Annotated in this window: 30 protein-coding genes and 1 pseudogene; 29 read left to right on the top strand and 2 right to left on the bottom strand. The window is 41.0% G+C overall.

The genetic code is table 11. The features are described from left to right. Window positions 1–77 precede the first annotated feature (77 nt). Complete coding sequence (gene xynA / locus KJS57_RS13765; RefSeq protein WP_211020489.1) at window positions 78–710, bottom strand: endo-1,4-beta-xylanase XynA; 633 nt, start codon at window positions 708–710, stop codon at window positions 78–80. 403 nt (window positions 711–1,113) lie between these two features. Between xynA and KJS57_RS13760 the strand changes: the two genes are divergently transcribed. The 21 genes from KJS57_RS13760 (at window position 1,114) to KJS57_RS13660 (ending at window position 15,306) form a co-directional block, all read left to right on the top strand. After that, complete coding sequence (locus tag KJS57_RS13760) at window positions 1,114–1,557, top strand: ferritin-like domain-containing protein (RefSeq protein ID WP_211020490.1); 444 nt, start codon at window positions 1,114–1,116, stop codon at window positions 1,555–1,557. Window positions 1,558–1,830: 273 nt separating this feature from the next. Then, on the top strand, window positions 1,831–2,394 hold the full coding sequence (locus tag KJS57_RS13755) for a sulfurtransferase TusA family protein (RefSeq protein ID WP_213655352.1): 564 nt from the start codon (window positions 1,831–1,833) through the stop codon (window positions 2,392–2,394). A gap of 26 nt (window positions 2,395–2,420) precedes the next feature. Further along, on the top strand, window positions 2,421–2,816 hold the full coding sequence (locus KJS57_RS13750) for a DsrE/DsrF/DrsH-like family protein (protein WP_213655232.1): 396 nt from the start codon (window positions 2,421–2,423) through the stop codon (window positions 2,814–2,816). 38 nt (window positions 2,817–2,854) lie between these two features. Then, a complete protein-coding gene (locus tag KJS57_RS13745) occupies window positions 2,855–3,985 on the top strand; it encodes an MBL fold metallo-hydrolase (protein ID WP_211020951.1) in 1,131 nt (376 codons plus the stop codon). Window positions 3,986–4,004: 19 nt separating this feature from the next. Further along, window positions 4,005–4,232 carry a sulfurtransferase TusA family protein gene (locus tag KJS57_RS13740; protein WP_211020492.1) on the top strand — a complete coding sequence of 76 codons (228 nt, stop codon included), beginning with the start codon at window positions 4,005–4,007 and terminating at the stop codon, window positions 4,230–4,232. Between the two features lie 44 nt (window positions 4,233–4,276). Next, window positions 4,277–5,077: a sulfite exporter TauE/SafE family protein gene (locus KJS57_RS13735; RefSeq protein WP_213655231.1), complete on the top strand. Its 801-nt coding sequence runs from the start codon at window positions 4,277–4,279 to the stop codon at window positions 5,075–5,077. A 73-nt stretch (window positions 5,078–5,150) separates the two neighbouring features. After that, a complete protein-coding gene (locus KJS57_RS13730) occupies window positions 5,151–5,420 on the top strand; it encodes a metal-sensitive transcriptional regulator (RefSeq protein ID WP_213655230.1) in 270 nt (89 codons plus the stop codon). 45 nt (window positions 5,421–5,465) lie between these two features. Continuing rightward, a complete protein-coding gene (locus KJS57_RS13725; protein ID WP_213655229.1) occupies window positions 5,466–5,774 on the top strand; it encodes a rhodanese-like domain-containing protein in 309 nt (102 codons plus the stop codon). A 13-nt stretch (window positions 5,775–5,787) separates the two neighbouring features. After that, window positions 5,788–6,159: a rhodanese-like domain-containing protein gene (locus KJS57_RS13720; protein ID WP_213655228.1), complete on the top strand. Its 372-nt coding sequence runs from the start codon at window positions 5,788–5,790 to the stop codon at window positions 6,157–6,159. Window positions 6,160–6,335: 176 nt separating this feature from the next. Beyond that, window positions 6,336–7,013 (top strand): response regulator transcription factor, encoded by a 678-nt coding sequence (locus tag KJS57_RS13715; protein WP_213655227.1) that lies wholly within the window; start codon window positions 6,336–6,338, stop codon window positions 7,011–7,013. Next, entirely contained in the window at window positions 7,010–8,020 is a 1,011-nt protein-coding gene (locus KJS57_RS13710) for a HAMP domain-containing sensor histidine kinase (RefSeq protein WP_213655226.1), read from the top strand. Before KJS57_RS13715 ends, KJS57_RS13710 begins: the two co-directional genes overlap by 4 nt. A 92-nt stretch (window positions 8,021–8,112) precedes the next feature. Further along, window positions 8,113–8,826, top strand: coding sequence for an ABC transporter ATP-binding protein (locus KJS57_RS13705; RefSeq protein ID WP_213655225.1), 714 nt, complete (start codon window positions 8,113–8,115; stop codon window positions 8,824–8,826). Continuing rightward, a complete protein-coding gene (locus tag KJS57_RS13700) occupies window positions 8,823–9,572 on the top strand; it encodes an ABC transporter permease (RefSeq protein ID WP_213655224.1) in 750 nt (249 codons plus the stop codon). Before KJS57_RS13705 ends, KJS57_RS13700 begins: the two co-directional genes overlap by 4 nt. Continuing rightward, window positions 9,569–10,327 (top strand): ABC transporter permease, encoded by a 759-nt coding sequence (locus KJS57_RS13695; protein WP_213655223.1) that lies wholly within the window; start codon window positions 9,569–9,571, stop codon window positions 10,325–10,327. Before KJS57_RS13700 ends, KJS57_RS13695 begins: the two co-directional genes overlap by 4 nt. A gap of 372 nt (window positions 10,328–10,699) precedes the next feature. Continuing rightward, window positions 10,700–11,584, top strand: a complete 885-nt coding sequence (locus tag KJS57_RS13690; RefSeq protein WP_244861536.1) for a YwqG family protein — start codon at window positions 10,700–10,702, stop codon at window positions 11,582–11,584. A 39-nt stretch (window positions 11,585–11,623) separates the two neighbouring features. Beyond that, entirely contained in the window at window positions 11,624–12,007 is a 384-nt protein-coding gene (locus KJS57_RS13685) for an Imm10 family immunity protein (RefSeq protein WP_213655222.1), read from the top strand. Then, window positions 12,004–12,570, top strand: coding sequence for a hypothetical protein (locus KJS57_RS13680; RefSeq protein ID WP_244861535.1), 567 nt, complete (start codon window positions 12,004–12,006; stop codon window positions 12,568–12,570). The genes KJS57_RS13685 and KJS57_RS13680 overlap by 4 nt, the downstream gene beginning before the upstream one ends. Further along, the gene (locus tag KJS57_RS13675; protein ID WP_244861533.1) at window positions 12,527–13,111 is read left to right on the top strand and encodes a hypothetical protein; all 585 of its coding nucleotides are present in this window, start codon (window positions 12,527–12,529) and stop codon (window positions 13,109–13,111) included. Before KJS57_RS13680 ends, KJS57_RS13675 begins: the two co-directional genes overlap by 44 nt. Before the next feature lie 13 nt (window positions 13,112–13,124). After that, complete coding sequence (locus KJS57_RS13670; RefSeq protein ID WP_213655221.1) at window positions 13,125–14,018, top strand: ADP-ribosylglycohydrolase family protein; 894 nt, start codon at window positions 13,125–13,127, stop codon at window positions 14,016–14,018. Then, window positions 14,015–14,416, top strand: a complete 402-nt coding sequence (locus tag KJS57_RS13665; protein ID WP_213655220.1) for a hypothetical protein — start codon at window positions 14,015–14,017, stop codon at window positions 14,414–14,416. The genes KJS57_RS13670 and KJS57_RS13665 overlap by 4 nt, the downstream gene beginning before the upstream one ends. A gap of 485 nt (window positions 14,417–14,901) precedes the next feature. Further along, a complete protein-coding gene (locus tag KJS57_RS13660) occupies window positions 14,902–15,306 on the top strand; it encodes a hypothetical protein (protein ID WP_213655219.1) in 405 nt (134 codons plus the stop codon). A gap of 60 nt (window positions 15,307–15,366) precedes the next feature. Here the strand turns inward: KJS57_RS13660 and KJS57_RS13655 are convergent, their stop codons facing one another. Then, window positions 15,367–16,437 (bottom strand): hypothetical protein, encoded by a 1,071-nt coding sequence (locus tag KJS57_RS13655; protein WP_213655218.1) that lies wholly within the window; start codon window positions 16,435–16,437, stop codon window positions 15,367–15,369. 180 nt (window positions 16,438–16,617) lie between these two features. Here KJS57_RS13655 and KJS57_RS13650 point away from each other — a divergent pair, with 180 nt between their 5' ends. From KJS57_RS13650 to KJS57_RS13615, 8 genes and pseudogenes are all read left to right on the top strand, one after another. After that, complete coding sequence (locus KJS57_RS13650) at window positions 16,618–17,250, top strand: chloramphenicol acetyltransferase (protein ID WP_213655217.1); 633 nt, start codon at window positions 16,618–16,620, stop codon at window positions 17,248–17,250. A 158-nt stretch (window positions 17,251–17,408) separates the two neighbouring features. Further along, window positions 17,409–17,630, top strand: coding sequence for an XRE family transcriptional regulator (locus tag KJS57_RS13645; RefSeq protein ID WP_213655216.1), 222 nt, complete (start codon window positions 17,409–17,411; stop codon window positions 17,628–17,630). Window positions 17,631–17,724: 94 nt separating this feature from the next. Then, entirely contained in the window at window positions 17,725–18,045 is a 321-nt protein-coding gene (locus KJS57_RS13640) for an ArsR/SmtB family transcription factor (protein ID WP_211020508.1), read from the top strand. Window positions 18,046–18,256: 211 nt separating this feature from the next. Further along, window positions 18,257–19,327 carry an ACR3 family arsenite efflux transporter gene (gene arsB / locus KJS57_RS13635; RefSeq protein ID WP_213655215.1) on the top strand — a complete coding sequence of 357 codons (1,071 nt, stop codon included), beginning with the start codon at window positions 18,257–18,259 and terminating at the stop codon, window positions 19,325–19,327. A gap of 6 nt (window positions 19,328–19,333) precedes the next feature. Then, window positions 19,334–19,753, top strand: a complete 420-nt coding sequence (gene arsC / locus KJS57_RS13630; protein WP_213655214.1) for an arsenate reductase (thioredoxin) — start codon at window positions 19,334–19,336, stop codon at window positions 19,751–19,753. Between the two features lie 118 nt (window positions 19,754–19,871). Beyond that, window positions 19,872–20,150 (top strand): ArsR/SmtB family transcription factor, encoded by a 279-nt coding sequence (locus KJS57_RS13625; RefSeq protein WP_213655349.1) that lies wholly within the window; start codon window positions 19,872–19,874, stop codon window positions 20,148–20,150. Between the two features lie 88 nt (window positions 20,151–20,238). Further along, the gene (gshAB, locus tag KJS57_RS13620) at window positions 20,239–22,572 is read left to right on the top strand and encodes a bifunctional glutamate--cysteine ligase GshA/glutathione synthetase GshB (RefSeq protein ID WP_213655213.1); all 2,334 of its coding nucleotides are present in this window, start codon (window positions 20,239–20,241) and stop codon (window positions 22,570–22,572) included. Window positions 22,573–22,676: 104 nt separating this feature from the next. Beyond that, window positions 22,677–23,587: pseudogene (locus KJS57_RS13615) on the top strand (suppressor of fused domain protein). Window positions 23,588–23,664 lie beyond the last annotated feature (77 nt).

The raw sequence follows: 23,664 nt of genomic DNA, 5'->3' as shown, positions 1-23,664 counted from the left end.
GGGGAGGGGCTTTTGAAATGAATGGAGGCCGTTGGCCGTGAGACCGAACGGCCCCAGCAAAATCAAAGATTAACCCGTTACCACACCGTTACGTTTGAACTCCCGCTGCTCTGATATCCCTCAGTCGCCAATACTTGGTAAGACCAACTGCTTCCCAAATTCATTCCTTTACTCTTCCAGGCGTTCACATGGTTGCTGAAAGTGATGGCGACGTTACTTCCGGTCGCTCTTTTCGATTGTCTTACACTCCAGAACTGTTGGAAGGTTTGCGTGCCGTCAATAGAAGGAGCGTTGTACCGCATCGTGGTATATATGTCATAGGTGCCTCCATCGCTAGTCACGGTGCCTTTATACGTTCCGGTAGGTCTATAGGTGCCCCAGCTATCGACAACGTAGTATTCGATGAGCGAGTTTCTCGTCCACCCATAGAGTGTTAAATACGCATTGCCTGACGGTGCCCAGACACCGGCATTGTAGTTAATGGTTCTGGTTGGAGATCCGGTAGCCCAACCTTTGCCGACAACAAAATTCCCGGTATTTTGCCATGAAACACTGTAATTGCCGCCGGACCCGTTGACCGCATTTACCGTCCCGCCGCCGTCGGTCCAATTTTGCCAATAGGTGTTCGCACTTGCGGTTATTGCAAACATACTGAAACTCATTGCAACCGTTAATACTAGCGTCAAGACTTTCCTATTAAACTTGATCATGTCATTACCTCCTGAATTTTTTTGTCCCTACTTTTTACCTACCTTTTACCTACCTGATCCTTCTTGGCATGTGTTTTCATGAGGCCCAAACTAATTCTGTGAAACTATGATTCTATCTTTCCTTTTACCTCCTTTCATAGAAAATTATAGAATGAAAACGCATACATTTTAACTTCTCAAATTAAAGGTTTTACCTTCTAAATTTTACATAAATACACATTTATGAACTTGAAATTCGCTTTCAAGTCTGGAAGCGATATGGGAAGAGGAGAGGCTTGTTACAGCCTTGAAATAGTCGTTTGAGGAACCGACCTGGGCTTATGTGCATATACTTCCAACAAATAAATGTTGGGAGGTATTAAACTTGTATCCATTTCCTTCTGGTTGGGGAAGATACTATTATATGAGGTCCGAATTCGTTCCAATCTGGAACACCGGATTTCCGCAAGCATTACAAATGATCAAGGAAGCGGTACAGGGGGAGCGTAACGATGAATTGTTTTATGATGAATTGATCAATTTGGCTCCTACCAAAGAACAAGTGGCTATTATCGAAAGCATTCGTAACGATGAGCGAGGCCATAATAAAATGTTCAGGGAGATGTACCGGGCTCTCACAGGACAAGAAATTACAGGCATTAGCAATGAGCAATATGTGAAAGTCCAATCTTATAAGGAAGGGCTACAGCGTGCTTTGATGGGCGAGCTGGGCGCAGTGGAACGGTATCGAAACATTTGGTTTGGTTTACCTGTCGGCATTTATAAAGACACGGTATACGGAATCATATTGGATGAGCTTAAGCACGCTGCCAAATACAATTATTTGATTACATTAAATCTCAAGTAGCTGATGAAGTTTCCTTCAATAACAAGCTCATTTTTTAAATTGTAACAAAAGACCTGCAATCAAATGCAGGTCTTTTTCAACGCCACCTGTTTTTAAATTTCTCTTTAGTGAAATTAAAGTTGGTATTTTTTGCTATGGGGTCTTAGATTGACAATAGTTTTTTATCTTTGTATTATACCCATAGGGGTATACGTATTATATAATTTAAATTCTTTACGAAAGACATCATCATTTAAAAGGAGGTTCTTTATATTGCCGGAAATTACAGCCGATATGACACTTGATTGTAAAGGACTTGCCTGTCCCATGCCGATTGTAAAAACCAAAAAAGCAATCGATCAGCTTGATGCCGGTCAAGTCATAGAAGTACAAGCTACCGATCAAGGTTCAATTGCAGATATTCAAGGTTGGGCCAAAAATACAGGCCATCATTATCTCGGTACTGTTGAAGAATGTGAGGTGCTAAAGCATTACATTCGCAAAGCCAACCCCAATGAAGTGAATGAAGAAAAGAAATACCCCTTAATCATTTCAAGTGATGAGCTGCAAAAAAAGTTGAGCGAAAACGAAAAGGTTACCGTAATTGATGTACGGGAAACGGCTGAATTTGCATTCAACCGAATTGCAGGTGCCGTATCTATTCCTTTAGGTGAGCTAGAGCACCGGATAAGCAAGCTTAACCCGGACGATGAAATTGTTGTTGTCTGCCGCACAGGAAACCGCAGCGATATGGCATGCCAATTGCTTGCCGGAAAAGGCTTTAAGCATGTGAAGAATTTGGAATCAGGCATGTCGGGTTGGAATGGGTCCACGATAAATTACGATTCACAAAATTAAATTTAAATAATATGGAGGTCATTTATATGAATACAAAGGTAGCAATTATTGCAAGTAACGGTGGTTTGTTTGATGCTTATAAAGTTTTTAATATCGCGACAGCTTCGGCGGCAACGGATGCTGAAGTAGCCATTTTCTTCACATTTGAAGGTTTGAATTTGATCCATAAGGAGGCGCACCATCAATTACCATTGCCGGCAGGTGCCGAACATTTGGCGGAAGGCTTTCAGAAAGCGAATATACCGACCATTCCCCAGCTAGTAGAAATGGCTCAGGAGATGGGAGTAAAGATCATTGCTTGTCAAATGACGATGGATGTCATGAATCTGAAGAAAGAGGATTTTATTGAAGGAATCGAGGTCGGCGGAGCCGTCACTTTCCTGGATTTTGCAAAGGATGCAAACGTCAGCCTGACATTTTAACTAAAGGAGGAACCATCTTGAATACAGATGCCAATCGTATGAATATGATGACGGCCAAGGAACTGACGCGGATCATTTTGGCGAAAGAAGAGATTTTTATTCTGGATGTTCGCAACGAAAATGACTATAACGACTGGAAAATCGAAGGTGAGAGTGTCGAGATAATCAACATTCCATATTTTGATCTCCTGGACGGCGTGGACGAAGCTCTTGATAAACTACCTGATGGGAAAAAGCTGCTCGTTGTCTGTGCAAAAGAAGGCTCTTCCAAATTTGTTGCTGAACAAATTGTTGATGCCGGCCGAACCGATGTGCATTATCTGGAAGGCGGAATGAAGGCATGGAGCGAATATTTGGAACCTGTCAAGATTGGCGACTTAAAAGACGGGGGCTCCTTGTATCAGTTCGTCCGAATCGGTAAAGGTTGCCTGTCATACATGGTCCTATCCAAAGGGGAAGCCGCGGTTATTGATACGCTTCGGATGACGGATGTTTTCGAGCAGTTTGCCAAGGAGCAGGGGGTACAAATAAAACATACCCTGGATACTCATTTGCATGCCGACCACATCTCCGGCGGAAGGAAACTGGCGGAACAATCCGGCGCAACTTATTGGCTTCCGCCAAAAGATGCGACTGAAGTGACATTCGATTATGAAAAGCTCGAAGAAGGCCAAGGCATCACGATAGGGTCTACGACACTCCGAATCCAACCGATTTACTCGCCTGGGCATACGATCGGAAGCACCTCTTTTATTATAGATGATCAATATCTGCTAACCGGGGATATCCTTTTCATTGAGTCGATCGGACGTCCTGATTTGGCCGGTAAGGCGGAGGATTGGGTGGGAGATTTGCGAAATACGCTCTATAACCGGTATAAAGAGCTTTCACAGGATTTGATTGTCTTGCCGGCCCACTTCGGTAAAGTGACTGAGTTAGGTGAAGGAGGCCGGGTCATGGCCAAGCTATCCGATTTGTTCCTTCATAATCCCGGATTGAATATTCAGCAAGAGAAGGACTTTCGGAGCGCTGTCACCGAGAACTTGCCGCCCCAGCCGAATGCTTATCAAGAAATACGCCAAACGAATATGGGAAAAATAACGCCTAGCGAAGAGGAGCAGCGGGAGATGGAGATCGGTCCTAATCGCTGCGCCGTGCACGACAAATGACAGGAGGAACCGAATTACTATGAAAACAGACATTTTAGTAGATACAAAAGGAATGGCCTGCCCGATGCCTATTGTGAAAGCAAAAAAAGCGCTGGACGGACTCCTTCCAGGTCAAGTGATGGAAGTTCATTCGACAGATAAAGGCTCCGTTAATGATTTTCAAGCATGGGTGAAGCAAACGAAGCATGAACTCTTAAAACATGAGGAAGAAAATAATGTATTTAAGTTCTTTGTAAAAAAAGTTTAGAAATCCAATAAAGCGAGCTGAGCTGAACTGAAAGGAGGAGGAGGATGGAAACCTTGCTAATGATCACGATGATCGCGCTTGGTTTGGTCGGTTCATTCTTTTCCGGATTGCTTGGAATTGGAGGAGCCATCATTAATTTTCCTCTGCTGCTTTATGTACCACCTATGCTGGGCGCCGCTCAATTTAGCGCACACGAAGTTTCGTCAATCAGCATGATTCAGGTTTTTTTCGCATCGCTTGCAGGAGTACTGGCATTCCGAAAAAAGAGCAAAACAGAGACGTCTTTGTCTTTAGTTAATAAAAGACTCGTACTTTATATGGGAGCCGGTATCCTGACAGGCAGCCTGATTGGTGGGTTTGTGTCGGGTATGCTGGATGGGGACCTTATTAACTTGATATATGGGGTTTTGGCCGTAATTGCAGTAATCCTGATGCTCATACCAAGTAAAGGAACAGATGAAATTAGGGAAAACCTTCAGTTCAACACTTTTATTGCGGTCATATCAGCATTTCTCGTAGGAATTGTATCCGGGATCGTCGGCGCAGGGGGAGCTTTTATTCTTATACCGATTATGCTGACAGTCCTCCATATTCCAACACGTACAACAATTGCTTCATCGCTTGCTATAGTATTTATTTCTGCTGCCGGCGGTGTGATAGGCAAAATTTCCGGGGGAGCCATCCCCATTTGGCCCACGATTTTTACCGTCATCGGGAGTTTGATCGGGGCTCCATTAGGATCTAAAATCAGCACGAAAATGAATGTGGTTTTCCTGAGATACGGTCTGGTTGTCCTTATTGCCCTGACAGCTATCAAGGTCTGGTCATCTATCCTGTTTATCTGACTAAGTGTAAAATTCATCTGTTTACTCTATACTATCCCTAGACAGGTATTGCGAAAATGGGGAGATGGTATCAATGGAATATAATTATCCGGATGAAATCAAAACACGTTTACGGAGAATAGAGGGACAAGTTCGAGGGGTACTTAGATTGATGGATGAAGGTAAGCCCTGCAAGGAGGTAGTTGCCCAGCTCTCTGCCATCAGGAACGCCTCCGACAGAGCGCTTGCTCAAATCGTGGCGGATAATCTCCAGCAATGTATTTTGGCTGATCAAGCAAACGGAAATCCTGATCCAGCTAAACTAGTCAAAGAAGCCGTGGAACTGCTTGTTAAGAGCAGATAATTTATAGCATTAAATATATAAGATGAGCAGGAGGATGGATATAGTATGACTATCAAGGAAACAACACCAGAAGAAGTGGCGGGTCGCCTCAACAAGGGTGAGGCATTGAACCTTCTCGATGTCCGTGAACAGGACGAATGGAATGAAGGTCATGTTGCCGGAGCCAAACATATCCCCTTAGGACAACTGGATATGAGACTGGACGAGCTGGATCCTGATCATGAATTTATCGTAATTTGCCGAAGCGGAAATCGCAGCGGAATGGCATGCGAGCTATTAAGTAATAAAGGACTTAAAGTCGTCAATATGACTGGAGGACTCCTTGCCTGGACTGACAAATTGGTTCGGGATTAGAGGTGAAGGAAGAATGAATTATCTACTTTATTCAGTACTATTGATATTTGTAATTTGGATGCTCTATAAACAGTTTGCTCCAGTGAAAGGTTTGCGAACCCTGACTGCGGATCAGTTTCAAAGTGAAACAAAGGGGAGTAAGGTGATCGACGTCCGGGAGGCTCATGAATATAAGCGCGGTCATATTAAAGGCGCGGTCAATATCCCACTGAGTCAGCTACAGCAGCGTATGAGCGAAATTCCCAAAGATCGGGCGGTTTTGGTCTACTGTCAGAGCGGCATGCGAAGCAAACAGGCCGCAAAGGTTCTTGGGCGACATGGTTATTCCAATGTAGCAGATTTACGAGGCGGAATTATGTCATGGAAGGGTTCGATTCAAAGATAAGCACTTATAAGCATTATGCTATCCAAATTAAAACCAATGAGTTCAAGCTCATTGGTTTTTTATTGTATAAAGCTGAGGTTGGCTCAAATTAAAATAATCTTAGAGGCAAACCATTTTTTAAGTTGTATGTGTTACTCTGTCTAATAGAGAACCCGATTTAGAGAGAGGGATGTTACTTGAAAAGAAGCGTGTTATATATTGAAGATAATGAGAAGATAGGCAGCCTGCTAAAAGAAGAATTGGAACAGCGAGGGTTTTCAGTACAATGGCTGCTTACCGGTGAAGGTGCCGAAAGAGAAGTAAATCGTCATGAAGTCGTTATTTTGGATATCATGTTACCTGGATTAGACGGTTTTACGGTGGGAAAACGTTTAAAAAAGGCGGCTCCAGATGTTCCTATCTTGCTGTTATCTGCTCGAACATCGATCGATGATAAGGTAGACGGATTACAATTTGCTGATGACTATGTAACGAAACCCTTCCATACGGATGAATTGGTTGCAAGATTAGAAGTATTAATCCGTAGAAAAGGTGGTACACATTCCGAACGAATTTCATTAGGAAATCAGATTGAAGTAGATCCGGAAGGTCAAATGATATTTGACAAAGAGACAGGAGAAGAAATTATATTGACGGGGAAACAGCATCAAATACTAATGTATTTCCTGCGCCACCCGAATCAAGTTTTAACAAAAGAACAAATCTATGAAGCCATTTGGGAAGAAGCATACATAACCGGTGATAAGACATTAATGGTGCACATCCACCGGCTGCGTCAAAAGCTGGAACGTCATCCCGATTCCCCGGAGATCATTGAAACGTTGAAGGGAATAGGCTATCGGGTGAAAATATGAAGCAAAACAGATCCTTATTTCACCGTTTCCTAAAAGTACATTTTCTATTTATCTTTCTTCCTCCTATTCTGCTTATTTTCATCAGTGCATTTTTTGGGGTTTCTGATATCCATGAAAATAATGTAAATACGTTACATTTGTTTTACGTTACTGTTCTATTGTTTGTTTTTATTATTGTTGCATTTGTGGTCTTATCTTGGCTGTTTTTCTTGAAACTTCAAAAGCGTCTCGCCAGTTTGCAGGAAGTCATGTCATCTTCAGCAATAACTAACTCCTTTCCTAAACCCATATCTGTTCAAGCGGATCGCATGGATGAGATAGACCAGTTAGGGAGCTCTTTTAATTGGATGATTCAGCAGTTGGAGGGAAGCCGCAAGCAAGCATATGAAGAGGAATTACTGAGACATCGACTCATTGCAAATTTATCTCACGACCTGCGAACGCCGCTTACTATTATGAGAGGACATGTCACCAGATTAAACAAAGAACCCATAAGTGTAGAAGGTCAACACTCATTAACAGAGATCAACCATACGATCACAAGGGTCGGAGACCTAATGGATGATCTACTTTCCTATACCTTGCTTACCTCAGGGAAACATCCTTTTGAGCCCGTTTCAACGGATATTGGACGTTTAGTAAGGGCAGCCGTTGCTGCGTGGTATCCCGTATTTGAAGAACATGGAATTCAGCTTGATGTGGATTTACCGGCTGACGAAACTTTTTATTGGGAAGCAGATCCGAAATGGATGACAAGGGTTCTGGATAATTTGTTTCAGAATATTGTTCGCCATGCAGCAGAGGGGAAATACGCACACATTGCGGTGGATGTAAAAAGAGAACTAGTTATTATTGCGGACCGAGGTCCTGGTCTGAACAAATCTTCCCATGGGGGTGGAGCGGGGATTGGTTTATCAACTTGCGATTATATGTTAAATAAAATGAATCTGAATGCTGACTTTACATCCAATGAAGATGGCACAAACGTAGCTATCGGCAGAGCTTAACCTAAAGGTAAACCAGAAGTAAACGACAGGATAGCTGTAATGTTACTTTGCATCTCTATAATTGGAACCATAACAGAAAGGAAGTGTTATGGTTGCTTGAAATTAATAACTTGGTCAAACATCGCGGAACTCATGAAATCTTATCGGGCATCAGCTTTAAGGCTAGACCTGGTAGAGTGACTGGTTTTTTAGGTCCGAATGGGGCAGGTAAAAGCTCTACGCTTCGCATCCTGCTTGGATTGGATCGCGCCACCTCAGGGAGTGCACTCATTAATGGCAAGCCATTCGCAGAATTACATAATCCTCTAGCTACCGTAGGCGCCTCACTTGATGGATCAGGAGCACATCGTAAGCGGACAGGACGAGCTCATTTACGATGGATTGCTCGTGCCGCAGGTTTGCCTAACTCACGTGTCGAGGAAGTTTTGGAAATCGTAGGTCTTACTGATGCAGCGGGTCAAAAAGTAGGGAAGTATTCCCTGGGTATGGGGAAGAGACTTGGAATGGCGGCTGCGCTTCTGGGTGATCCCCAAATACTGGTTTTAGATGAACCCGTAAATGGACTCGACCCGGAAGGAATTCGATTTATTCGGACATTTTTACGTGAACGTGCCGAATCCGGGAATACGGTGTTACTATCCAGTCATCTAATGGGAGAGCTTGCGGAGACGGTTGATGACGTGGTGATTATTAAGCATGGAAAAATCGTTGCCGACGGAACCCTGGAACAAGTAATAGGTAACCATTCTTCGCTGGAGGAAGCCTTTTTTGCCCTGACATCTGAGAAAGCGGGTGACACGGTATGAGGGCGTTCAACGCGGAACTATCTAAATTGTTCTCTCTGCCGGGCATTTGGCTTGCCTATCTTATTGGAGCAATTGCCCCGGCGGCTATATCTGCCTTGGAAAGTATGGCACAAAAAGAAGAGATCCTTGCTGGAGTCAGCACACGGCTATCGGAAGTTGGATATATCGGATTAGCTCTTGGTGTGCAAGGTGTCATTATTCTCGGAGTGCTTGCCGTCAGCAGTGAGTATTTGACAGAGAGCAGTGAATCAGGTGGAGGACAACAGATTACAACAAGCTTAACGGTTGTTTCATCAAGGTTTCATTTATTGCTGGCCAAAGCTTGCGCTGTGACCGTGACCAGCATACTGCTTAGTGTTGTTGCTATTATGACCACTATTTCAGCCACTCATTTCGTTCTTGGTGAGTACACCCCTGCATTTGAAGTGTCCAAACTGATCGGTGCAGTTTGTTACTGGACATTTACCGCACTTTTGGCATTTGGGATTACTGTTCTGACTAGGAACGGCATTATTCCACTTGCTGTGCTGATCATAAATACCTCCGTTGTATCATTCAGTTTCCTGCTTTCTAAGGTTACGAAGTTGGCGTTATACTTACCGGATCGGGTTGGTATTGAAATGTTTATGTTTACTAGCGACAGGTTTCTCACCCCCTTCACAGGCGGTTTAGTCATGTTTGCCTGGGTATTTGTCCTTTTCATTGTTGCAGCTATTGTATTTCATAGGAGGGACGTTGCGGCATGAGGGTTCCTTCAAGTAAAAAGATAACTCTAATTCTTGGTGCTGAACTAGGCAAATTAATTACACTACCTTTGACGTGGCTCACGCTTATAGGCACTTTCATTCTCAATTTATTTTTAGCCGCAGCATTTACTTCGGTTGGTCTGCAAGAGACAGCAGGGACGCAAAGTATATTGAATATAGGTCTTGCTTCTATGGGATATCTTCAAGCAGGATTTATTATTCTGGGAATCTTAGCTGCTTGTTCGGAGTATACCGGCGGACAGATTCGAACAACTTTAACTACCGTACCTTGGCGTGGGCTGCAATTATCCTTGAAGCATTTAGCCTTGGCAATCGTAACCATTCCCGCTGCGTTTATAATCGCTGCATCCGGTGTGTTTTATACTTTTATAAGAATGAGAGACACAGCAACAGGGCTTGAAATAGACACCATGTTAGCAGCAATAGCAGGTGCGACAGGCTATCTAACCTTAACCACACTTCTCAGTGCAGCTATGGGAGCTTTAATCAGACGAACTACACCTGCTTTAGTGATATTGCTTGGTTATTATTTTGTGGTCAGTCCTTTGACGAGAGACCTTCTGCCTGGGTTGAAAAGGTATCTTCCGGATACGGCAGGATCTTATATGTATATGCCGCTTTCATCTGAAGAAGTAAATGTCCTTACAGCGTTGCAAGGTACAGGTATTTTAATGTTATGGACCCTGCTCTTTATTATAGTAGCTAGTATATTTTACCGGAGGCGAGATGCCTGAAGAGCCGCGAACAACGCGGTTCTTTTTGTTTTATTTGCTGATTTGAGAAATGATGCCTGCTTAGGATATGATTAGAAATGACTCGATCAGCGAAAGAGGAGAGGTACATATGAATAAACCTTCTTATGCAAGATTCTTGTTTACGTATTTATGAAATGGTTCAAATGCTGCCTCATGGATCCATCGAAATATTGGACGAGGCGTATTACTCGATTGCCTGCGATTACTGGATTTCCTATTATCTCCAATGGCATCGTTATGGGCTCAAAGGAGATCCGTTCGCACCATATTTTGAGTTGTATCGATTAGGATACTCAGCCGTCTTTGCGGAAAACAAACTTTATATTGGGTCGTAAAAGGAGAGTGTAAGAATTGCTAACTGAAAATCATCAGAATAAACTTGAGCGGGTCGTTCACGAATACCAGTTCGAACATGCCATGGATTATTTTAAAGAGTCTATACGCCAAGGTATTCGCTTATCCAAGAAAGAGATTGAAACCTACAACGAAACATGCCTTTCCCGTATAGGAGGCGATCCGGATTTGCCTGCTATCGTAGAATGGCCGGTGAATTCTGACGGTACTCCGATGACGTTCTTGGCTCAGCTTCGTTTAAATGAATTGGTACCTCATGATGTATCAACACTATTGCCAGCAAAAGGCATGCTGTACTTTTTCGTAGGGGTGGATGAACCCGCCTATGGAATCGAGCACAAGGTAATATTTTTGCCGGAAGAGAAGCTTCAGGAAGCTAAACGTTACCATTCACCAGAAGAGACAGCTCTTGAGGGTGAGTTTACCGGTTATCGGGTAAGTGCCAGATCCACGATGGAACCTCCTAATTATGGTTATGTAGATTATGACATCATAGAAGACGATGAGCATGACTATGAACTATATGAGGAGCTATGCTTCGAATTGAACGATGAGAATTCAAACGATCTGGCCCTGATGTTCGGTTATCCCTCAACCCAGCACGGAGATTGCGAATACGAAGCGGCACTTCATCTGTTGACCGGCCAAAAGTATAACTATTCCATGGAATCGGCGTTGAAGACGATCACGGATCATTTCAAGGGAGATTCCGATCGAGCGAAGCAGGAAGTGCAGGATACGTTGTTATTGCTAGCGCTAGATTCCGATCAGGACGTGGGATTCTGCTGGTGGGACGCTGGAGAATTGCAGTTTTTTATTCGAAAAGAGGATCTCCTCGCAGGCAACTTTGCAAACACGTATTGCTCCCTATATTCGAGTTAAGGGGTCACCAGGAATTCATCAATGAGAAAGGAGTAATAAATGTCAATCTTACTAAAAGCATCATTTGTATATTGTGGTATTGAGGATGAGACTATACTAATTGGATTTGCAGATGATGAATTTGAAACCAAAGAATATGTTTTATTTCAAAAATCTTTATATATAGAGGACAACCCCCTCCTAAATAAAATTCATATTACGCTTAATAGTGAAAATAGATCCCAGTACGGGGGGATATTAAGGATCATAATTCGTCGAAAATTAATTTCCATCTTTTTATCGGAAGAGACCGCAAGATCACATGGCGTAAATGATTCAATAGACATTGAATATGGTATCGATGAAAAAGGATATAACTCCTTAATAAGTCATTTTAATAGGTTGAATGCAGATCAAGAGATTGAAATTGAGGTAAAATTATGATCTACAAATTTAACGAAGTGCTGAATGACCTTATCAATTATTTCATTGTCGGAGATATTTTGCGGCTGGAAAGCTGGAAACAAGCCCATAGTCTTTCAGATGATTTAGCAATGGAGTTTACAACTAACGAGAGCGGCGACCAGGTTGTGCTTGATGGTATTATCCTTCCCATGGTAGGGATTGAGAACTATCCATATACCATTATATTTAATCTTTCCGGGGATACCCCGGAATTGTTGAAAAAAGACAGTCGTTTACAATTCAGACGAGACGGCTATTCGCTTCAAGTTGAAAACAACATCCTCATACTATTTACTTGGCGAATATTAGAACAATTCACGAACGAAAGAGTCAACGCTTTACTTAATCATTACCGACAATACAATAAGCCAATGATTGAAATTGAAAACGGCTGGTACAGCATAGAGATATTAGGCGGAGAAACTTTGCAGGATTCATATTATGAACCCACCTTTGAGTTTGTTTTGCGAAAAACAGAGAGTAAGGGGTCAGCGGAATTTGATATCCATTCAGATTTCAGGATTGAAAGTTCCACCTACTGAAGCAGAATTTTCTCATCTGATTGGAGTGACTGTTTTGAAATATTTAAAAGATATCCAGGAGCCTGGAATGGGAACCTGGTATTTTGAAATTGATGACAACGGTGTAGCATACAGACAGATGGTTTATCAGGATGACGATAGCTGTATCACATCGAATCGAAGACATGATCACTATCATTTCATGCTGGCAGAACATCCACTAGATGCGCAGGAATCCTATTACAAGGAAATAAGCCAGGCGGAATTCGAGGAACTTTGGAACGAGCAGCTTCAAATCGGTATGGAAGACTGGCATCGAACCCAGAGTCTGTTTCCGGTTGGAACTCGGGTGGAAGGATGTATAGAAGCCTTTTTTCCACAAGGTACCTTGATTAACTTACTGGAACCTCAGGCCGTAGGTATAACGGACACATCCGCTCTGAAATCTGTAACCCCTGCTGAGTTGATGTATCCACGCTCTCGTGTGATCGCCGAAGTTTCCGGATACGATGAAGTAAATCAGTGGGTACTTCTTGCCCGTGTTGAAGTTATTGGAAGTTGATGGAGGGATTGGAATGGACAATAAGTTGATGGACCGCATCAAGGGCGGAATGTATGGTGTCGCTGTAGGAGACGCGCTTGGCGGAACAACTGAATTTATGAACGAATGGGAGATTAAGGCCCAGTATGGCTATTTGACGGAAATCATCGGCGGCGGGGTATGGAACCTGGAACCGGGAGAAGTAACCGATGATACGATGATGACGCTTTGCGTAGCCGACGGGATCCTCGAAAATCCGGAGGACCTTCGGGAAGCGATCGGGCATTATTTTATGGAATGGTACCAATCCCGGCCTAAAGATATCGGAAACATCATTCGCCATGTTTTTGAAAAATATCAAGGAGACTGGTTTGAAGCCGCTTTTATTGCTCACATGGACATGGGACAAAGCGGCGGGAATGGCTCGCTCATGCGATGCCTGCCGGTGGCGCTGGCTTATGAGGAGCTGGCTGACGTTGAACGAGTGACGACCATGCAGTCCAGAATGACGCATTATGATCCCAGATGTGCCGGAGTCTGCGTCATGTACAACCGAATCGCTCACCGTCTACTGCAAGGGGAGGATTTAAGAACGTCAATAAAGGCAGAGGTTGCAAGAAGTGAATACGAAGAACATTTAGAAGCGCTGCCGGATTGTCCGCCAAGCGGTTTCATCGTACATACTTTTCGGTGGGTGCTGCATATCCTGCTTCATACTTCCAGTTTCGAAGAAGTCGTGCAGAAGGCGGCAAATCTAGGGGGAGACTCTGATACCATTGGTGCTATTGCCGGAGGGTTGGCAGGTATTTATTACGGCTACGAAGGTGTTCCAGCTCGATATGCTAATGCAATTCTCATTAAAGACAGACTTGACGAAACGATTTCGCAATTATATGAAATGAGGACATCATTTGGAGGAGTATCATGAATATATCCACAAATCAAAAAAAGTTAGAAGATTTGAGCGAAATTGAATACGAAGTTCATATTGGTAGCTCTAATGAAGTCAATTATCTCAAAATTATGATACTTAAGTTTATTGGGGAGTATGGATTTGGTTCGGCAGGTAATTCAGACGCAAAATATATGAGAGCCATGGGTGAAGCAGTTTTAGAAGCTTGGAATCCTGGCGGACTAATACTGGATTTAAGTGATTTGTCTTACGAGTGGGGAGATCAACTGGAAGATGTATTTTATATTGGCAGCTACAAATACAGAGATAAACCCTTTCCCGTTGCATTAATAGTCGGTGATAAATCTGAGGAAGCGATTAGAACCCTAATTGTAGGGATTAACAGTACTAAAGCTTTAAATGAAATTGGTTAGGTATTTAGGGACCTTTCGAGTGCTTGGGAATACGTTGAATCAAAATTGAAAGAGTATGATTTACAGAAGCTGTTATAAAAAGTGGTGGGGGATTTATGATCCAAGATCCAATCTCAGAGCTAATCCATTTACTTCAATTACAACTAGATGAACCAGAAACCTCCTCTACAAGGGTTCAAATCAAATCATTAACTGGAATGAGTGGTTTTTTGGATGCAGTCGGTCTTGTTTGCGATCACTGTAAAGATGTTTTGTTTAGATCGTATTATGATGAAAGCGAAATCCTCAGATGTAGTTGTTCAGGAGGGTATAGATCGGGCTGCAAGAATTGTAATGATAAACCTTCGAAACTTATTAAAGAAATCTCCCCGTATGAATACTTTCTGAATCATAACTATATCCGAGGATTGACGGTTTAAACCTAATGGTTCAATAAGATAAAGAGAAGTTTAAGTCGTCAAGATAAAGGAAGTGGCATCAGCACAATGACAAATCGAAACCTGTTGATTAAATTCAATAGATTCTCCATTAATGAAGTTTTGGCGGAATGGGAAAAAGCCGATAAATCAAAAGAGGTAATAGTATTGGAATCCGCAACTTCGGATTGGTCTATAGAAGTTGACGGGATCCAAAGTATCTCACACCAAATATTTGAAACTTTTTTATCTAAACTGGACGATTTTGATAATGAAGTGCAGCTTTTTTGTAAGGAAACTTATGAAAAAAGTAATTACGGAATAGAAAAATATATGGTGACGCTCGAGTGGATTTCAATTCTTGAAAACTCTATCACAATGGGGTATTGGGGAGAACATGTAAACGTGGAATTAAGAGCCGTTATAGAATACGAAAATGGTATGTGGAAGCAGAAAGAGATCTATTATCAGTAGCGCACTATGAAGTTCTGTTCGGATTTTGGCCAAGAGGTTTACGAGTCCCGCCATGCCTGACTACAAATAAATACTCTTTGCTTCCTCGTTGAAATAATCAGTTATCTTTTTATACTTGGTTATGCCGATACGACGTTGCCGTAGAATCTTCTGAATAAAGATGGCATCGGTAAAAATGGTATTGATGATTTTTTCGCAAAAGGACGGAGTATGGTTGAAGTAATCCACCAGCTCATTAAGTTCATCAAAGTTAAAGAAAAGGATATACGTGACATAATTCTGCAACAGCATTCTAAAGCAATGATCTTGATAAGGGCTAGGTCGCTTAACAGATAAATAATCCTCCATTATTTTATAAACCTCTGATTTATTATCCAGATTCTTATATATCAGTTGATCAACGTTGTTGATGAGCTGTAATACATCCTCCAAACCTTCTTCCGGCGGCATGACCAGCTTGGATTTTCCCTCGATAATTCGTAGCAGCTCCATCGTTAAACTTTTGCACAAAACGATTTCCCGAGGGGAAATGCCGATCTGATCCTTATACTTGTCGAAATGGTCTCGGTAGTAATCATGAAATTCAGAAAAATAGTGTTTCACCCTGATCCCTGTGCTCGTATGAATTAAGCCCTGCTCACGAAATGAAAAGGAGTTGAGGGTTTCCTCATTAACCGGATGCGTATAGAGATAGAAAAAGAAGAAAAAGTCTCTAAGCTCAGCTTGTTGTTCTTCATTTAATGCGGTGACACCAGTCAATTGGGATAACTGAAAAAAAGAATAACTCTTCATAAAGTCATTCATAGCATTGTATGGGTTGATCTTCATAATTGACGTTGTCGCATTCATCGTAAACAACAGGTAGTAGAAGATTAGCTCATCGTATACATTTAACTGAGTAAAGCTCTTCGTTAGTACGGGTTTCCAGTCAGGATTTGCCGTGTAATTGGGGTCCCTCGGTTGTAATTCAGAGATCCACCCGCTAAACGATTCTTTCTCATTGCCGATCAAGAACAGCTCTGAACTCTCATCTTCACATAAGCCATACTCGAAGCAGTCCGTGTGAACGGGTGCTAATTTTCTATTGAATTTTATATTAATATATTCATCATACAGCGACTGAAGCTTCATATCTGATCCCTCGATTCATTGATAAATAGAAGCAAATAACACGCTATTGAAATTATACATCAACTCTGCCGCGGACCTGCTACTATATTCATTCTGGTGTAAGTAACGTTCATTATTGATATGCAGAGATAGCTTACATATAATTTGAATAAAGTTTATAGAAACGGGAGCGAATTCATTATGACAGATAACTTATACAAAATAATCGATACATCTACTTGGAAACGAAAACTTCATTGTGAGATATTTAGGAATGCACTCCAACCACAATATAATGTGTGTCTGGAACTGGACATTACTGATTTCATAAAAAAGGTAAAGGAGAATAAATGGTCTTTTTCTTTGGCCTTTATACATACTGTAACGAAGTGCGCCAGTGATATTGAAGAATTTCGATATCGTTTTCTAAATGATGAGGTTGTTATATATGATACTATTCACACTTCTTTTACTTACTTAAATACGGAAACAGAACTGTTTAAGGTCGTAAATGTTCCAATGATTGATGACATAGAAGATTATATTGAACTTGCAAAAGAAACCATAGCAAATCAAAAGGAGTATATTACAGGACCAGTTGCAAATGATGTATACCAATTTTCATCCTTACCATGGATCCAGTTTACACATTTTTCTCATACATTTGCAGGGAAAAGTGATAAATCCAATCCTATGTTTGATTGGGGGAAATTCTATGAGAAAGACGGGAAAATATCACTTCCATTTTCTATTCAAGTGCACCACTCTTTTATAGATGGCTTTCATGTAGGGAAATTTGTTGAGCATATACAGAAACAGCTATATAATTGCTAAATTTTATGTATGTAGTAACTCGTGAATAAACAGAAGATTGCAATTTAAGAAACGGTGGAGAGACGTATGGGGAACTTCATCGTTAGTTATGAAGTATATTCATGCCGGCAATGGACAAAGCTTTAGGTTAAGTTTCCTATATGGGAGGTCAGCGCTTCATGAAATTCGAACTTGGACGTTGCTTACTGAATGAACGATTAATGGAATCCGGAAAGTCAGCGGAATGTCTGGCAAAAGACTTACTAATAAAACCGGAACGAGTTTACGACTTTATTGAAAACAAAAGAGTGATGCCGCTCAAAATGGCCATATCGATTGCCGACTCCATTGGTTGTGAAATTCGTGACCTTTATGAGCTAATTCCGAACGATAATGCATAAGAACGATGACTCAATTGGGGAAATTGTATAAAATAATAAGGTTATATTATAATCAATTATATAAGCATATAATTACATAATTGGAGGTGACCAGATGGATACATTGGACACTATGGCAGAGACATTTAAACTTCTTAGCGATAAAACAAGACTTACCATTCTTTCGTTACTAAAAGAGAGAGAATTATGCGTCTGTAATATTGTAGATATGCTGCAAATGTCTCAACCAAGTATAAGTCAGCACCTTCGTAAAATGAAAGCTGGGGGACTGGTGAGTGAAAGTCGAAGAGGTAAGTGGACTTACTATGCCTTAACAATCGATGATAAGCCATTTGTAAATGAAATTCTTAGTCACATACCGTCCCAATCTTCTAAAATTGAATGGCTTGATAATCAGGAATCAGTTTGCGATTAATGTTGCTTTTTACGCGTTAAATTGGTCCAAAATTTAATTACTCGTCTAAGATCCCCGTCGTTTTTCGAACGGGGCTTATATGTCGTTAAGGATGCAATGATGAATCGTTGATGAAAGTTACATAAACATATAATTATTTACTTATATAATAATGTATGTATAATTTAATTATAATGCAACAATGATACTGAATGATGGGGAGCGTAGCGAAATGAGTCAAGGATCAACAAAAAGGTTATCCTTTCTGGATCGTTATTTGACTTTTTGGATTTTTGGAGCCATGGGTGTTGGCCTGATACTGGGTACTTTAATTCCTAATTTCTCCGAAGTTTTATCTAAAATGCAGGTCGGAACAACCTCAATCCCAATAGCCATCGGACTAATCGTAATGATGTATCCACCCCTAGCTAAAGTAAAGTACGAAAAACTAGGGCGAGTTTTCAAGGATTGGAAAGTTCTTTTGCTGTCCCTAGTCCAAAACTGGATTATTGGACCGATTTTAATGTTTTTGTTAGCCATTCTTTTTTTGAGTGATATGCCTGAATATATGATCGGATTGATCATGATCGGCCTTGCGAGATGTATTGCAATGGTACTGGTATGGAGTGACTTAGCAAAAGGGGATCCTGAATATACTGCAGGTCTTGTCGCTTTTAATTCCATCTTTCAAATTTTGTTTTACTCTGTATTTACTTATGTTTTTATTACTGTCCTACCTGGGTGGTTTGGTGTTCAAGGCGCTGAAGTGGATATATCCATGGGGCAAATAGCCGAAAGTGTTTTGGTTTATCTGGGTATTCCATTTCTTGCCGGATTGTTGTCGCGAATTATAGGTATCAAAGTCAAGGGAAAAGAGTGGTATGAGAAGGTGTTCATTCCAAAAATCAGCCCATTAGCCTTAATTGCATTGTTATTTACTATCGTCTTAATGTTTTCACTTAAAGCCGATCTGATTATTACCTTGCCACTTGATGTCGTTAGAATAGCAATTCCCATGGTCATATATTTTGTCGTGATGTTTTTGTTGTCATTCTTGATATCAAAAAAATCAGGCACATCTTATCCGGTAGCTTCGTCTCTGTCATTTACCGCAGCTAGTAATAACTTTGAACTAGCAATTGCAGTTACGATTGGCGTGTTTGGATTGGAATCAGGTGTAGCATTTGCCGCGGTTATTGGGCCCTTAGTTGAAGTTCCAGTCTTAATCGCACTGGTTAATGTTTCGCTACATATCAAAAGAAAATATTTTGATTCATCATTATCAGAGAATAAAGGAGACTAGATGACAATGGAAAAAAAGACGATTTATTTCTTATGCACAGGAAACTCATGCCGCAGCCAAATGGCCGAAGGATGGGCAAAAAAACACTTAGGAGACAACTGGAATGTCTATAGCGCTGGCATTGAAGCCCATGGGCTGAATCCGAATGCCGTCAAAGCTATGAATGAAGTAGGGATAGATATTTCCCAACAAACATCCGATATAATCGACCACCCAATACTAAACAGTGCAGATTTAGTAGTTACCTTGTGTGGGGATGCGGCAGATAAATGTCCAATTACTCCTCCAACCGTGCGTCGTGAACATTGGGGATTTGATGATCCGGCAAAAGCACAAGGAACGGATACTGAAAAATGGGCTGTATTTCAAAATGTCCGGGATCAAATTGGAGAACGCATCAAGAAGTTCGCTGAAACTGGAGAATAAATATATGCTAAGCCGAGAGTTTGCTTCTCGGCTTTTAAATGCTACAATTTTACCATCAAATAAAATTGATTTGTATGAGAAGGTGAAATCATTGAACCATTCAACTATTGATGATGCAATGCTCAGTAAATACGAGCAAAAATTCAATGCTCTCTCCGATAAGAATCGGTTAAAAATAATCCATGAATTAAACAAAAAAGGGAAGGTTTGCGTTTGTGAATTGACTGACCTTCTTGATTTGCCTCAATCTAAGCTTTCTTACCATTTGAAAATACTATTAGATGCAGAGTTGATTTTAATGGATCGAATCGGTAAGTGGAATTACTATAAATTAAACAATAATGAAATCCAGAATTTAATTTCTGGAAAGCTCTGCTGTGTATTTTTACAACAATAATATTCTGTTTTTTAACATATACATCAAAAAAAATTGATGCGATGAAATGCTAAAAGCTGTTTAAAATGTATGAAAGAAGGGTCCGGAGATGGCTTCATTAAATCAGGAATTTGTGAACTTGATCATCGAACAACATTTGAATCGTGAAATTCTTAAAGGTCAATTTGGGTTAGAAAAGGAGAACGTAAGAGTTGACCAAGACGGCAACCTTGCCTTAACCCCTCACCCTGCGGTGTTTGGCGACAAAAACGAAAATCCTTACATCAAAACCGACTTTTCTGAAAGCCAAGTTGAACTGATTACTCCGCCATTCAATACTATAGAAGAAGCGTTCTCTTTCCTTGAAGCGCTACAAGATATTGTGACTCAGGAATTGACGGATGAATATTTATGGCCCAGCAGCAATCCGCCGGCATTGCCTTGCGAAGAAGAAATTCCTATCGCTCATATGAACGATCCGTTCGAAGACCAATACCGAATCGAGTTAGCTAAAAAATATGGCCGAAAAAGACAATTGCTCAGCGGGATTCATTTCAATTTTTCGTTTGATGATGGATTTCTACGAAAGTTATATGAAGTATCCAAAAGCCATGATGAATTCAAGACGTTCAAAGATCAATTATATCTAAAAGTAGCGAGAAATACGTTGAAATACCGCTGGCTGCTCATTTTTCTAACAGGCGCTAGCCCGGTATTCAGTAAGTCTTACATTGAACAATGCGTATCCTTAAGCGATCATTTAGATACCGAGAGCCGTTTTTTTCCTAATATGAATTCACTTCGAAACAGTGTGTGCGGATATCGGAACGAAAAACCGTACTATGTTTCATTTAACTCCATTCATGAATATATTCAGGATCTGCAATATTTGGTTCAATCCAAGGATCTGCTGAGTGCGAAAGAGTATTATAGTCCCGTTCGAATCAAGTCGGCAAAAGGGGATAATCAACTGCAAAGCCTTCTTGAAAACGGAATTGATTATCTTGAACTTCGCATGTTCGATCTAAATCCACTTTATAAAAATGGGATAAGTCTTCAATCCATGAAATTCATTCACTTATTCCTGATATATATGTTGCTTAAAGAAGATGAGCCGTTTAACAAGGAAGAACAACTCCAGGCGAATCTCAATGTGGATACCCTTATGATCCAGGGGATTTACGGTAAATGGGGCGGGAGCGATTCTTCAGCAACAATGCAGGAAAAGGCGCTGGAACTCCTTAATAACATGCAAGAAATGATGAAGACGATATTTCCGGAAAGTCAGCAACAAATCGATTTGATCGAGGATCAAAGAAAAGTTATATTCAATCCTGATCTTAGTTTTGCGTCTATCTTGAAATCTGAAATCAATGGGTCAAATTTCTTACAATATCATCTAACTAAAGCTAAGGAATATGCAAAACAAAGCATAGAAACAGGATATAAGTTTGCCGGATTTGAAGACTTGGAACTGTCAACACAGTTATTATTAAAAGCAGCGGTCAAACGTGGAATCCGTTTTGAGATCATGGATCGCGATGAAAACTTCATCCTTCTGCAAAAAGGAGACCATAAGGAGTACGTTAAGCAAGCAACCAAGACATCGTTAGACTCGTTCAGTACAGTACTGATTATGGAGAATAAAATCGTTACTAAACAAGTTTTGAGGGGGCAAGGGATTCAAGTGCCTGAAGGTACTTCATACCGAAATATTGACGATGCAATTCATGATTATGAATTGTACCGGGAGAAACAAATTGTAATAAAACCAAAGTCGACGAACTTCGGACTTGGCATCACGATTTTCACTAACCAGTTCACTAAGGAAGATTTCGAGCAAGCATTTAAAATAGCGTTTGAACATGATCGAACCGTACTGCTTGAAGAATTCGTGCTGGGGAAGGAGTATCGATTCCTGGTCATGGGTAATGAAGTCGTCGGTATTCTACATCGGGTACCTGCTAACATCGTTGGTGACGGAATCCATACAATTGAGCAGTTAATCCATGATAAGAACAAAGATCCGTTAAGAGGGAAGGGCTATAAAACTCCACTTGAAAAGATTCAGTTAGGCGAAGCCGAGAAGATGTTTCTAAAAAATCAATCCAAGAGTATTGTCGAGGTTCCTGACAAAGGAGAGACCGTGTATTTAAGAGAAAACTCCAATATTAGTACCGGTGGGGACAGCATTGATTTTACGGACGAAATCGATGCAAGTTATAAGCGGATCGCAGTTCTCGCCGCCAAGGCTTCCGGTGCTACATTTTGTGGCGTAGACATGATGATAAAAGATATTAACGTTGAAGCAACGGATCAGAATTACAGCATCATCGAGATTAATTTTAATCCGGCCATTCACATTCATTGTTACCCACATCAAGGTGTTAATCGAAAAGCGGATGATAAAATACTCGATTTGCTTTTCGGAAATAGATCGTAAGTTATGCCACCGACATTAAATCGGTGGCTATTTTATTTATATTGTTAAATTTTAAGATAATAGATTTAGGTGGATTTAATACAAGACGAGATTGAGGGATAATCATGAGCGAAGAAAACACGACAGGATGGGATGCAATTGAAGAAGCGGTAACAAAACTATACGGGGAACAGAAACCGAAGCATTATATTAACTCACTTCCTTATTTTCTTGGAGGTCAAGATCCCTTAGCTGGTCTAAGTGCTTATAAAGCGGAAAAGCCTCTACCGCACTGGCATATTGTAACCTTTGGTTTCTCCGAGCTCTATGAGAAGGAATCGAAAGATCTTAACTTTAGCGGTTATGGATTTGAACTTACTTTTCGCGTTGTCCGCGGTAAGGACGAGGAGGAGCCTCCGGCATGGGCGATAAACCTGCTTCAAAATATGGCGCGATATGTATTTAACAGCGGTAATATATTTTCTGCAGGTGATTTTTTTGATGCAAATGGACCTATATGTTTGGGAGCCTTGAAGCCGCAGAAGAAGAACTTCCGGGTTATATTACGGATTTATCCCGTAATTCTGTTCTCCAAGTTCCAGCTGTTTAGGAAAGTGTTCAAGTAGGAATAGATCGTGATGGATCGGGCACCGGATTTTTATTTGTGGATCAATTGGCATGGGAATCGGGGAAGAGTGGTATCTTCAGTAAGAAGCCGTCTGTACTCACATTAGGAGCGAAGCAAGCCGGTACGATTGGAAAGCTGCTGCACGGCCGTTTGCTTAAAGGTAAAGATTTGATTCTTATGAGCAGAGAGTTATGCATAACCTTAGTGACCGCTTCATCGACCGGTTTTGAAATAGACGAGAACAAGATCACTGTGAAACTTGATGAAACGGTTGTCAACGAGCTGATACACAAACTTCAGTCGAAAGAAGGAGAACTTACTTTGTCTTCTAATAAAAGTATAATTCTACGAGTCCTCAAAACATACATCAAGGATCAAGATGGAAATGTGGTATCTACAATCGGATAAAAAAACGATCGATATGATTAACAATTCTAAAAATAACAAGGAAAAAAAGCCCACTTTGAAAGTGAGCCTTTTTCCTT

Source organism: Paenibacillus vini (assembly GCF_018403325.1).
Classification (GTDB): domain Bacteria; phylum Bacillota; class Bacilli; order Paenibacillales; family Paenibacillaceae; genus Fontibacillus; species Fontibacillus vini.
The sequence above is the reverse complement of the archived record's forward strand: the minus strand, read 5'-3'. Positions and strand labels throughout refer to the sequence as shown.